The sequence below is a fragment of the Rhizobium metallidurans genome (assembly GCF_014196505.1).
GTDB lineage: Bacteria > Pseudomonadota > Alphaproteobacteria > Rhizobiales > Rhizobiaceae > Rhizobium > Rhizobium metallidurans.
The window spans coordinates 180,120-191,986 of the sequence record NZ_JACIDW010000002.1; the positions used below are offsets into that span (position 1 = coordinate 180,120).

The 11,867-nt window shown below is 61.8% G+C and carries 15 protein-coding genes; 5 read left to right on the forward strand and 10 right to left on the reverse strand.

All coding sequences use genetic code 11. The features are described 5' to 3' along the window. Positions 1–47: 47 nt before the first annotated feature. The 4 genes from GGQ67_RS04795 to GGQ67_RS04810 all read right to left on the reverse strand — a co-directional run bounded on the left by GGQ67_RS04795 (position 48) and on the right by GGQ67_RS04810 (position 2,327). On the reverse strand, positions 48–191 hold the full coding sequence (locus GGQ67_RS04795; protein WP_183899059.1) for a hypothetical protein: 144 nt from the start codon (positions 189–191) through the stop codon (positions 48–50). Between the two features lie 136 nt (positions 192–327). After that, a complete protein-coding gene (nthB, locus tag GGQ67_RS04800) occupies positions 328–993 on the reverse strand; it encodes a nitrile hydratase subunit beta (protein ID WP_183899060.1) in 666 nt (221 codons plus the stop codon). Beyond that, entirely contained in the window at positions 990–1,655 is a 666-nt protein-coding gene (gene nthA / locus GGQ67_RS04805) for a nitrile hydratase subunit alpha (protein WP_183899061.1), read from the reverse strand. The genes nthB and nthA overlap by 4 nt, the downstream gene beginning before the upstream one ends. Positions 1,656–1,733: 78 nt before the next feature. Next, a complete protein-coding gene (locus tag GGQ67_RS04810) occupies positions 1,734–2,327 on the reverse strand; it encodes a LysE family translocator (protein WP_183899062.1) in 594 nt (197 codons plus the stop codon). Positions 2,328–2,521: 194 nt separating this feature from the next. Between GGQ67_RS04810 and GGQ67_RS04815 the strand changes: the two genes are divergently transcribed. Next, positions 2,522–3,370, forward strand: coding sequence for an aldo/keto reductase (locus tag GGQ67_RS04815; protein ID WP_183899063.1), 849 nt, complete (start codon positions 2,522–2,524; stop codon positions 3,368–3,370). Between the two features lie 40 nt (positions 3,371–3,410). On the opposite strand, the gene ilvN is transcribed toward GGQ67_RS04815, so the two are convergent. The 4 genes from ilvN to GGQ67_RS04835 are packed head-to-tail and all read right to left on the reverse strand — an operon-like array spanning position 3,411 to position 6,562. Continuing rightward, on the reverse strand, positions 3,411–3,983 hold the full coding sequence (ilvN, locus tag GGQ67_RS04820) for an acetolactate synthase small subunit (RefSeq protein WP_018900306.1): 573 nt from the start codon (positions 3,981–3,983) through the stop codon (positions 3,411–3,413). Positions 3,984–4,009: 26 nt separating this feature from the next. Beyond that, positions 4,010–4,396, reverse strand: a complete 387-nt coding sequence (locus GGQ67_RS04825; protein WP_183899064.1) for a type II toxin-antitoxin system VapC family toxin — start codon at positions 4,394–4,396, stop codon at positions 4,010–4,012. Continuing rightward, entirely contained in the window at positions 4,374–4,712 is a 339-nt protein-coding gene (locus tag GGQ67_RS04830; RefSeq protein ID WP_183899065.1) for an AbrB/MazE/SpoVT family DNA-binding domain-containing protein, read from the reverse strand. Before GGQ67_RS04830 ends, GGQ67_RS04825 begins: the two co-directional genes overlap by 23 nt. A gap of 56 nt (positions 4,713–4,768) precedes the next feature. Beyond that, positions 4,769–6,562, reverse strand: a complete 1,794-nt coding sequence (locus GGQ67_RS04835) for an acetolactate synthase 3 large subunit (RefSeq protein WP_183899066.1) — start codon at positions 6,560–6,562, stop codon at positions 4,769–4,771. A gap of 340 nt (positions 6,563–6,902) precedes the next feature. Here GGQ67_RS04835 and GGQ67_RS04840 point away from each other — a divergent pair, with 340 nt between their 5' ends. Then, on the forward strand, positions 6,903–8,996 hold the full coding sequence (locus GGQ67_RS04840; protein ID WP_183899067.1) for an ATP-binding protein: 2,094 nt from the start codon (positions 6,903–6,905) through the stop codon (positions 8,994–8,996). Positions 8,997–9,000: 4 nt separating this feature from the next. Here GGQ67_RS04840 and GGQ67_RS04845 read toward each other — a convergent pair whose 3' ends face one another. Together GGQ67_RS04845 and miaA are read right to left on the reverse strand one after the other, a co-directional pair. Next, complete coding sequence (locus GGQ67_RS04845; protein WP_183899068.1) at positions 9,001–9,258, reverse strand: hypothetical protein; 258 nt, start codon at positions 9,256–9,258, stop codon at positions 9,001–9,003. A 73-nt stretch (positions 9,259–9,331) separates the two neighbouring features. Further along, entirely contained in the window at positions 9,332–10,228 is an 897-nt protein-coding gene (gene miaA, locus GGQ67_RS04850) for a tRNA (adenosine(37)-N6)-dimethylallyltransferase MiaA (RefSeq protein ID WP_183899395.1), read from the reverse strand. On the opposite strand from miaA, the gene serB reads away from it, so the two are divergent. The 3 genes from serB (at position 10,227) to GGQ67_RS04865 (ending at position 11,862) form a co-directional block, all read left to right on the forward strand. Then, positions 10,227–11,117, forward strand: coding sequence for a phosphoserine phosphatase SerB (gene serB / locus GGQ67_RS04855; RefSeq protein WP_183899069.1), 891 nt, complete (start codon positions 10,227–10,229; stop codon positions 11,115–11,117). The genes miaA and serB overlap by 2 nt on opposite strands. Before the next feature lie 186 nt (positions 11,118–11,303). Next, positions 11,304–11,597, forward strand: coding sequence for a BrnT family toxin (locus GGQ67_RS04860; RefSeq protein WP_183899070.1), 294 nt, complete (start codon positions 11,304–11,306; stop codon positions 11,595–11,597). Next, positions 11,560–11,862, forward strand: a complete 303-nt coding sequence (locus tag GGQ67_RS04865; RefSeq protein ID WP_183899071.1) for a BrnA antitoxin family protein — start codon at positions 11,560–11,562, stop codon at positions 11,860–11,862. The genes GGQ67_RS04860 and GGQ67_RS04865 overlap by 38 nt, the downstream gene beginning before the upstream one ends. Positions 11,863–11,867: the final 5 nt, after the last annotated feature.

Below are 11,867 nucleotides of genomic sequence, written 5' to 3' on the forward strand. Positions count from 1 at the left end.
TCTCCCAGGCATCGGGTGAAGAGATGGTCGCCAGATTAGTGCACCGCTCACTTTGCAAGATGCTCGATAATGACAGCGTCTTCTTCAAGCAGATAATCCATAAACGCGTCGAGATCTAACGGGACAGGCTTAATCTCAACCGTGCACTTGGCCGCATCGTTCCTGCGCGCGGATTTTTCATTAGTATCCATTATGACGCTCTTTTTGGTCATGTTCGCGAGTATAGCGACCGTCTGTCGCTTGTCAAAAAGACGTAAATCACCGCTACAATGGTCGCCAGAGGTTTACCCGTCCCAGCGATTTATCATTGCGCCGAGTTCAACTAACTCAGCCGCCGGCCGGAACCAGATACGATTCCCAGGCATCGATCGACACCGTCAGCGACGTATCCGCCCCCTCGCCCCAGATCTCGCCGCCGTCGAAGACGACGGTATAGACCCATTGCGGATTCTCGCCCTTGCCATGCGCGTTATCGTCGGGGAACACGAAGGAGCCCTGAACCGCCTCGATGACGCCGACCTTGGCGCGCGCGTAACGCGGCAGCCGCGTATGCGTCGTCGGATTGAAGTTCCGCGTTTTGACCCGGTCGCCGATGGCGAACCGCGCCGGTTGATCCAGCGGCCGATCGCAAGGACCGCCCTTGGCAAGAACACCCTCGACCATATCGGCCTTCAGCACCCGCTTAGGCGCGGCGCCGTCGAATTGCCTGTGGCCGCTTTCGATCTCCGCGGCGCTGGTAAAACCGTGTCGCTCAAGCAGCACCTCCAGCGCCCGCGTCCAGATCTCGTAATAGCTGGCGGAGAGATAGCTGGCCGGCGGAATGTTCTCTCGCGCATGCCGGCTCTCGTCGATATTCCACGCGCCGAAGGCGCCGCAGGAGAGCGTCAGGCCCAACGCCCGCTTCTCCCACTCCGCATGAAAATAGGGCTCGTCCTTCTCGGGCGCGACGGCGCCGAAGCCCATCTGTCCGCCGAGATCGTGCGGCCCGTTCATGCCGCTGATCCCGGTGCCGCGGCGAGGCCGGCGCCGATCATCGCGTCGCGGCTGACGAGATCGGCCAGCTGCTCCTCGTTCAAGCCCTCGGTGCCCTCGGGCCGCCGCGGAATGACGAGATAGCGCAGTTCCGCCGTCGAATCCCAGACACGGATCTTCTGCCCCTCGGGCAGGCTCACGCCAAATTCGGCAAGCACCCCGCGCGGATCGATCACCGCCCGCGAGCGATAGGCCGGCGCCTTGTACCAGACGGGCGGCAGTCCCAGCACCGACCACGGATAGCAGGAGCACAGGGTGCAGACGACGAGATTGTGAGTCTCCTCGGTGTTGAACACCGCGCGCATGTGCTCGCCCTGCCGTCCGGTATAGCCGAGGCTGGCGATCGCGGCCGTCGCGTCGCGCTTCAGCCATTCGGCGAAATCGGGATCGCTCCAGGCCCTGGCAACGACCCGGGCGCCATTCCTGGGCCCGACCTTGGTCTGGTAGGTGTCGACGATGGCGTCGATCGCGGCGGGATCGATCAGCCCCTTCTCCGTCAGCACCGTCTCCAGCGCCTTCACGCGGGCCTGCATGTCGGAATAGTGGTTGTCGTGGTGGTGGTCATGCCCATGCCCATGATCATGATCATGGTGGTCGTCGTGATGTTCGTGGTCGTCGTGCAAGAGACTATCCTCCGCCAGTGTCCCGATATCCTTAGGCACTCGCGCGGCGCACGCCAAGCCCCGACCAACGCGTTCTGCCTATTTCAGCATCGGCCACAGGCTGAGCACCAGAAGCACCGCCATGGTGATGTTGAACCACTTCAACCGCACCGGATCAGAGAGCCAGTCACGCAAAGCAGAACCGAAGCCGGCCCAGGTGGACACGCTCGGTACGTTGACGAGGGCAAAGGCCAGACCGACGATCAGCACGCTGACGAAGTAGATATCCTGGATCGTATAGGTCGCCATCGCCGTCACCGCCATGACCCAGGCCTTCGGATTGACCCACTGGAACGCCGCCGCCGAGAGGAAGGACATCGGCTTCACCGCATCCTTGCCTTCGCTGAGCGACCGCGAGGTCGCGATCTTCCAGGCGATCCAGACAAGATAGGCGCCGCCCGCGAATTTCAACGCGATATAAACCGCCGGCACGGTATGCAGCACCGCGCCAAGCCCGAGCCCGACGCCGATCAACAGCGAAAAGAACCCGGCGCCGATACCCATCATGTGCGGGATCGTCCGGCGAAAGCCGAAATTCACGCCCGAGGTGAACAGCATCATGTTGTTCGGCCCCGGCGTGATCGACGTAGTGAAGGCAAACAGAAGCAGTGCCAGAAACGTATCGAGCGGCATGGGGGTAACCTCCGCGGCCCGCGATCATCGCCCAGGCCTTGTTAATTTAGGTCAGCATAATTGACCTAAATTAGAGTTTCCAGCCATCTATTGTCATGGTGACAGGATTGGAGCGGTTGAATTCGGGATGCGTGTCATATGTCATCCATCATCGATGATGTAGACCACACACCGCCAACATAACGAGGCCGACCATGCAAGACGATCCGATCCCAACGCTGACCATGCGCGACGGCAAGGAAGTGCCGGTGCTCGGCCAGGGCACCTGGAACATGGGCGAGAAAGCCTCCGAGGCCAAGCGCGAGATCGAGAGCCTGCGCGCCGGTCTAGATCTTGGCATGACGCTGATCGACACCGCCGAGATGTATGCCGAAGGCGGCGCCGAGACGATCGTCGGCGAGGCGATCCGTGGACGCCGCGACGAGGTCTATCTGGTCAGCAAGGTCTATCCCTGGAATGCCAGCCGCAAGGGCACGATCGAGGCCTGCGAAAACAGCCTGTCGCGCATGGGCACCGACCGCATCGAACTCTACCTCCTGCACTGGCGCGGCAGCCATCCGCTGGCGGAAACCGTCGAGGCTTTCGAGACGCTGAAGGCTCAGGGCAAGATCGGCCAATGGGGCGTCTCCAACTTCGATACTGACGACATGGAGGAACTGCTCAGCGTTCCCGCGGGCAACAATGTCGCCGCCAACCAGGTGCTCTACAATCTCGGAAGGCGCGGCATCGAGTTCGATCTCCTGCCGTGGTGCCAGGAGCGCAACATTCCCGTCATGGCCTACTCGCCGATCGAGCAGGGCCGCATCATCCACCACCCCGAGATCATACGCATCGCCAAGGCCAACCAGGCGACGCCGGCGCAGCTGGCGCTGGCCTTCCTCTTGGAGCGTGACGGCGTGATCGCCATCCCCAAGACGTCGAATGCCGCCCGCGTCACTGAGAACCGCGACGCCGTCTCCCTCGACCTCAGCGACGAGGACCTGGCCGCCCTCGACGCCGCCTTCCCGCCTCCGTCCAGAAAAAAGCCGCTGGAGATGCTCTGACCTCCAGCGGCTTCCTATCCAACGGACTGTGTGTCGGACCTTACATCCCCTGCGGTCCACGGTTCATCGCCGCGATTCCGGTGCGGCAGACCTCGATCAAGCCAAGCGGCTTCACGATGGCCACGAACTGGTCGATCTTCGAGGACTTGCCGGTGAGTTCGAGGATGAAGTGCTCGACGGTCGCATCGACGACCTTGGCGTGAAAGGCATCGGCCAGACGCAGCGTCTCGGCGCGCGTTTCGCCATCGCCGGCCACCTTGATCAGCGCCACCTCGCGCTCGATCGGCCGCTCCTGCCCAAGCTCGCGCGCGCGCACCGTCAGATCGACAACGCGGTGCACGGGAATGATGCGCTCCAGCTGCGCCTTGATCTGCTCCAGCACCTGCGGCGTCCCGCGCGTCACGATGGTGATGCGCGACAGATGCGCCTGGTGTTCGGTCTCCGACACCGTCAGGCTCTCGATGTTATAGCCGCGGCCGGAAAACAGACCGATGACGCGGGCAAGCACGCCCGGCTCGTTGTCGACGAGAACCGAAAGCGTGTGGTTCTCGATGGCAGCCGTTTCCGGCGAAATGAAGTAGGCGGAGCCCGTCGGCTGTAAGTGTGCGTTCATGTCTTGGTCCGTTTCCTCAGATTATGTCAGGACGCCAGCTCGACGCTGACGGAATTCATGTGTTTTTGAGCAAGCTTGACGAGGTTGCGATCGAAGGTGATGAAGGTGGAAATGTGAAAAGCATCGGCAAAATCGATGCCGTTCGAAAATGCTTCCAGCGTCCGTATGACCCTTTCCCGCTCGGCAAAGATGAAGTTTTCGGAAAGAAGCATCGCCTGGAACAGTGCGATGATCCTTGGACGGCCGAAGCTGTAGCGGCTACGCAGCACCCACTCCGTCTCCAGAAGAACGGTCGACAACACCACAAGTCGATATCTGGTGATGATATCGGATGCAGTTGCCCACTGCTCGTCATCGTCCTGGGCAAAGAGTCGAACGAGGATGTTGGTATCAACCGTCCTTGTCGTCTTCATCCTTGTCCTCACCTGCCCATTGTCGCACGAGCCGCTCCCAGTCCTCGATTGCGGCCTGATTAATCGCCTCGTGCATCATCTCATCCGTGATCGGTGGACCTTCGTATTTCGGAAAGCTTCTAATAAACGCCAGAAACTCGTCTGCGCTGAGCTTGTGGTCCTCATCTGTTGGATGAAGCGGCGCTACCAGTTCCAGAAATATCCTCTGGCCGTCATCAATGACCTCGAATTCGGCACCGGCCTTGAAGCCATGCGCATCTCGCATCGCCTTCGGCAACTCTACAGTACCGGCATCCGACATCTTCACTCTGGCCATGGCACCTGCTCCTCAAGGAAGGGACGCGATCAATCTAGCGCGTCCCCTCGCTTCGATCAAACCAGCTGGCGGCCCTTGGCGTCGATGGCGTTGGCGACGGCCTCGTCGGTGGCCTCATCCGGCAAAAGCATCTCGTTATGTGCCTTGCCCGATGGGATCATCGGGAAGCAGTTGGCGAGATTGGCGACGCGGCAATCGAAGATGACGGGCTTCTTGACGTCGATCATCTCCTGGATGGTTGCGTCGAGATCGCCGGGCTTTTCGCAGCGCAGGCCGACGGCGCCGTAGGCTTCGGCCAGCTTGACGAAATCGGGCATCGCCTCGGTATAGGAGTTCGACAGGCGGTTGCCGTGCAACAGCTGCTGCCACTGGCGCACCATGCCCATGTACTGGTTGTTCATGATGAAGATCTTGATCGGCGCCTCGTACTGGATCGCCGCCGACATTTCCTGGATGCACATCTGGATCGAGGCATCGCCGGCGATGTCGATGACGAGGCTCTCCGGATGCGCGATCTGCACGCCGAGTGCCGCCGGCAGGCCGTAGCCCATCGTTCCCAGGCCACCCGATGTCATCCAGCGGTTCGGCTTCTCGAAGCCGTAGAACTGCGCCGCCCACATCTGGTGCTGGCCGACTTCGGTCGTGATGAAGGTGTCGCGATCCTTGGTCAGCGCATAGAGGCGCTCCAGCGCGTATTGCGGCATGATCACATCGTTGCTGTGCGTATAGGCAAACGAGTTGCGCGCGCGCCAGCGGGTGATATCGGCCCACCAGTCGGCGATCTGGCTCTTCTCCGGCTTCTTCGGCAGGGCACGCCACAGGCGAACCATGTCTTCCAGGATATTGCCGACATCGCCACGGATGGGAACATCGACGCGGACGTTCTTGTTGATCGACGACGGATCGATGTCGATGTGGATCTTCTTCGAGTTCGGCGAGAACGCGTTGAGACGGCCGGTAATACGGTCGTCGAAGCGGGCGCCGATGCAGACCATGACGTCGCAATCATGCATCGCCATGTTCGCCTCGTAGGAACCGTGCATGCCGAGCATCTTCAGCCAGTTCTTGCCGGATGCCGGATAGGCGCCGAGGCCCATCAGCGTCGAGGTGATCGGGAAATCGGTGAGCTCGACCAGATCGCGCAGCAGCTTGGAAGCTTCCGGCCCGGAGTTGATGACGCCGCCGCCGGAATAGATGATCGGACGACGCGCCTTCGACATCAATTCGATCGCCGCATGGATCTGGTTGAGATCGCCCTGGACCTTGGGCTGGTAGCTCTTCTGGATCGCATGCGCCGCCGGCGGCGTGTAGGTGCCGGTGGCGAACTGGACGTCCTTCGGAATATCGACCAGAACCGGACCCGGACGGCCCGACTGCGCGATGCGGAAGGCCTCATGGATGATCGCCGCCAGATCGTTGACGTCCTTGACCAGCCAGTTGTGCTTGGTGCAGGGGCGCGTGATGCCGACCGTGTCGGCCTCCTGGAAGGCATCGGAGCCGATCAGCGAGGTCGGAACCTGGCCGGAAAGGCAGACGAGCGGGATCGAATCCATCAGCGCGTCCTGCAGCGGCGTGACCGCATTGGTGGCGCCGGGGCCTGACGTGACGAGCATGACGCCGACCTTGCCGGTGGAGCGGGCATAGCCTTCGGCCGCGTGACCGGCGCCCTGCTCGTGGCGAACGAGGATGTGCTTGATCTCGTCCTGCTGGAAGATTTCGTCGTAGATCGGAAGCACGGCGCCGCCGGGATAGCCGAACAGGTGTTCGACACCATTGTCCTTGAGCGCGCGGATTACGATTTCCGCGCCTGTCATCCTGTTATCGTCCGTCTGAGTGTCCGTGCCCGTCATGTTTTTGTTCCATTTTGACTGCTGGGATTTGAAGGTCTTGGCGGCGAGCCTGAATTTCAGGCATAAAAAAAGGCCCCTTGGGGAGCCTCTTGTCTAGCGCATGGGTGGCTGTCGCCGGATGGTTACACCATCCTGCCCATGCGCTGTCCCACCACAATAAGAATTGCTGCTATCTTCATGGCGGGAAGTGATAGACAGAAAATTTCGCAGCGTCAACGCTTAAAGCAATAAAAAGCCGACCCTTCAAATTTATGGGCATCCGGCGTCGCCGCAGCGCCATGGCAAAGGGTTTATTAAACGTTAGCTTATATCCTCCCCTGCAATCTCGGGGAGTAGCCCTTTGCAGAACAACGACTTGCAGACGTCAGGCAGCGCGGGCGAGCATGACCGCCGCGACGCCCTTGCGCCGGGAAACCGTTTCCTCGGCCGTGTCGTCGCGTGCAGCGGGTCGCGCGCCACCATCGCCGCCGTCGCCGAAGCCGGCGCCACCGACCTCACCGAACTCTGGTCCGTCGGACGCCTGATCTCGATAACCGTCGGCCGCAACCGCGTCGTCGCGCTCGTCTATTCCATGAACACGGGCACGCATGCCTGGGGCGAAGGCGAGGACAACTATTTCAAGATCGAGACCGAGCTGCTCGGCGAGGTCCGCGTCGACGAGGACGGCACGGAGCAATTCTCCACCGGCATCTCGCGCTATCCCTATCTCGGCGCCGTCGCGCACCGCATCCGCTCCTCCGACCTGATGCGGATCTACGATGCCGGCACGGGAACCACCGCCGTCATCGGAAAGCTGACGCAGGACGAAAGCATCGATGCGTCGATCCACGTCCCCTCCATGCTGTCGAAACACTTCGCCATCGTCGGCTCGACAGGCGTCGGCAAGTCGACCGCCGTGTCGCTGCTGCTTCACAAGGCGATCGAGGCCGACCCGAAGCTGCGCGTCCTGATCCTCGACCCGCACAACGAATTCGCCGCCGCCTTTCCCAGGCATTCCGTCGTCGTCGATACCGACACGCTCGACCTGCCCTTCTGGCTGATGCGCCTGGAGGAATTCGCCGAAGTCGTCTTCCGTGGCCGCACGCCGGTGCCGGAGGAGCTCGACATGCTGCGCGACATCCTGCCGGAGGCCAAGCGCGCCTTCCGCGGCAGCGACAATTCGCTGGTCCGCCGCACCACCGAGAAAAGCTCGATCACAGCCGACACCCCGGTCCCCTACCGCATGGCTGATCTGCTGGCGTTGATCGACGAGCGCATCGGCCGCCTGGAAGGGCGTGGCGAAAAGCCGTTCCTGCGGTCGCTGAAGATGCGCATCATCGCCGCGATCAACGACCCGCGCTACCACTTCATGTTCTCCAACAACACGATCTCCGATACGATCATGGAGACGGTGGCCGAGATCTTCCGTGTGCCCGGCGACAACAAGCCGATCTGCACCTTCCAGCTCTCGGGCATTCCATCCGAAGTCGTGAATTCCGTGGCCTCGGTGCTGTGCCGCATGGCGTTCGAAATCGCGCTGTGGAGCGATGGCGCCATCCACATGCTCGTCGTCTGCGAAGAAGCGCACCGCTATATTCCGTCCGACCCCACGCTCGGCTTTTTCCCGACGCGCCAGGCAATCGCCCGTATCGCCAAGGAAGGCCGCAAATACGGCGTGTCGCTCGGCATCATCACCCAGCGCCCCGGCGAACTCGACCAGACCATCCTGTCGCAGTGCTCGACGCTGTTTGCCATGCGCCTTGCCAATGATCGCGACCAGGAAATCATCCGCTCGGCCATCCCGAATTCCTCGATCTCGACGACGAGCTTCATCTCCTCGATCGGCAACGGCGAAGCGATTGCCTTCGGCGAGGCGATCAGCGTGCCGATGCGCATGCGCTTCTCGCGAGTCAGCGAAGAATTGCTGCCGAAGGCCAATGGCGCGACGCCGAAGTTGACCGAGGAAGATCCAGATAACGTCGATCTGCGCAAGATCGTTACCCGCATGCGCGCGGTGAGCGGCCCCGACATCACGGCCTTCCAACAGAGCGTCAAGAGCGCCGGTCTCGGCCTGCCAGACGAAGAAGAAGCGGCGGATTACGACCAGGTCTTCACGGCCGACGTCTATCCGCCGATCATCCCTGCCCCGATCTCGACCACGCCGCCGCTCGCTCCGATCGAGCCCTATCGTCGCGACATGCTGCCGACAACGCCGATAGCGCGCGAACCGGCAACACCGCAAAGATCATCGCGTGAATCCTTCGGCGTCGCCGCCGACACCTCGATCGACAGCCGCCTGGAGGCGCTTCGACGCGAAATGCGCGGCGAACAAAATCCGGCCCCACGCCCCGCCGACCCACAAGCGCAGCCGACAAGCATTCGTCGCGAACCCGGCGTGTCGCTGCGCGAAAGCATCCTGAAGAAGCCGCTGAGCAGCCTCTACGACAAGGATTGAGGGCTTACGCGTTGCCCGATTTGGCAGCGGCGGCAAGCACGCTGAGATGCCGCTCGACCAGCGTCAGAAAAGCAATCGTTCCGCAGACCAGCGATGCAGCCACGATCCCGCCGATCGCGCCGAACAGCGCACCGATGACAAACATCCCGGGCCCGCCCTGAGCTGCCGCCGCCGCACCGGCGGACAATGTCGAACCGGCAAGGATGATGACCGCCAGAATCGCGTTGATCGACGCAAGCGCCTTGAAGAGAAAGTTGTTCATGAGGTCCCCCCGGTTTGATCCTCATGACGGCTTAGACAGCAACCCTGGCGCGAAGCTTGCGCCAGTCATTCCATCAAGGTGCAAGCCGCTCCCAGCTCTCGTCCATCTGGTTGCGAAACCATGTCATCTGCCGCTTGGCATATTGCCGCGTCGCCGCAGCGCCCTTTTCCAGCACATCCGCGCGCGACATCGTGCCGTCGAGCATGGCGGCGACCTGCGGCACGCCGATCGCCTTCATGACCGGCATCTCCGGTGGAAGCGACAAGGCCAGAAGCGCCCTCACCTCGTCGGCCGCACCCTCAGCCAGCATCAGCTCGAAACGCCGGTTGATGCGGTCGTGCAGCACGCCGCGCTCCGGCAGAACCACGATCTTCCGCGCTCTATCGGGATCGATCACCATGGGACCAGACCGCCCCTGCAGCTCCGCGATCGACCGTCCCGTCACCTCCAGCACCTCCAGCGCCCGGACGATCCGCTGTCCATCCTGCGGATTGAGCGCCGCCGCCACATCGGCATCACGCGCCGCAAGCTCCGCGTGCAGCACCGCGCCACCTTCCTCGATCAGCCGGGTCCGCAGCCGCGCGCGGATATCGTCCGGGATCACCGGCATGTCGGAAAGGCCACCGGTCAGCGCCTTGAAATAGAGCCCCGTCCCGCCGACGAAGACAGGCACACGCCCATCCGCGCGCAACCGTGGCAGAAGCGCTGAGACATCGCGCAGCCAGGCGCCGGTCGAGTAGGCTGTCGCGGCAGGCACATGGCCGTAGAGATGATGCGGCACGCCCTGCATCTCCTCGTCCGACGGCCGCGCGGTGAGCACCCGCAGCGTGTCGTAGACCTGCATGCTGTCGGCATTGATCACGACGCCATCGTGACGTTTCGCGAGCTCGACGGCCAGCGCGGACTTGCCGCTGGCCGTCGGCCCGGTTATCAGGATCGCGTCCATTGCGTTCAGAAGGTTTTCCATCATGGCTCTCGTTGCCACGCTTGTTGCCAATCCGTCAAATCCTGTTCTGACAGCCGCCATCGCCGAGAAGGCCGCGGACGCCGCCAGGGCATCGGGTCTCTACTGGCTGGCCGACGGAGTAGCCTGCGACATCGCGCTGCGCGATGGCACCGATGCGACGGCCGCCCACGCCGCGATAGCAGCCGTCATCGGCAGCACGCCGATCGATCTCGTCATTCAGGACCAGGACACGCGCCGCAAGAAGCTTTTGATCGCCGACATGGATTCGACCATGATCGGCCAGGAGTGCATCGACGAACTGGCGGCCGAGGTCGGCCTCAAGGACAAGGTGGCGGCGATCACCGCCCGCGCCATGAACGGCGAGATCGCCTTCGAGCCGGCCCTGCGCGAACGCGTGGCGCTCTTGAAGGGCCTGCCGATCTCGGTCGTCGACGAGGTGATCGCCAAGCGCATCACGCTGACACCGGGTGGAATGGAGCTGATCGCGACGATGAAGGCGAAGGGCTATTACACGGCGCTCGTCTCCGGCGGCTTCACCGTCTTCACCAGCCGCATCGCGGCCACCCTCGGCTTCGACGAAGACCGCGCCAACATCCTGCTCGAGGAAAACGGCCATCTCACCGGCTTCGTCGCCGAGCCGATCCTCGGCAAGCAGGCTAAAGTCGATGCGCTCGAGGATATCTCGAAGAAACTCGGCATCTCCCCCGAGGAGGCGATGGCCGTCGGCGACGGCGCCAACGATCTCGGCATGCTGCACATCGCCGGATCGGGCGTCGCTCTCCACGCCAAGCCGGCCGTCGCCGCCGAAGCGAAGATCGAGATCAACCACGCCGACCTCACAGCCCTTCTCTACATCCAGGGCTACCGCAAGACGGATTTCGTGACGGCGTGACGTCGGAATGGTCACCACTTAGGCCACTCCAATCCTACTTGGCATATCCTACGTGCCAACCGACCATCGGCCAATGCAATCAAAGCTGGCGGTGAATACTTCCAGGCGATTGCAACCTGCGCTATCCTGCACGCATAGAACATTGCACTTTACAAATTTGTACGTACAATATTGTGAGGCATTCGCATGCCGCAATTTATATGGAACGGGCAAAAGAGCCGTGGCAACAAGCTGAAGCACGGCATTTCATTTGAAACGGCTGCACTCATCTGGAGCGATCCAAATTATCTGCTTGTTCCGGATGCGGTTTATGATGGCGAAGAGAGATGGCTGGCGATCGGCAGGACTGGCATAACAACCGTCTTGGTCGCAGTGCATACGTCGTATGATGATGACGGCGAGGAAACCATTCGCATTATCAGCGCCAGAAAGGCGACGGCACATGAAAGAAAGCAATACGAAAAGTCGATCGCTCACTGAGTTGCAGCAGGCGGAACTCGACGCACTCGACGCTCTTGCCGATGAGGCAATCGACACGAGCGATATCCCTGAGATTACCGACGACCGTTGGACGCTTGCGCGCAAGGGTCAACTCTATCGTCCGGTCAAGCAATCCGTAACGATCCGCCTGGATGCGGATATTCTTGAATGGTTTAAAAGCCACGCCCAAGGGCGCGGCTATCAGACCGAGATCAACAACGCCTTGCGCCGCTATATCGCCGAGCAACTCAAACGCAGCGGCTGACGCCG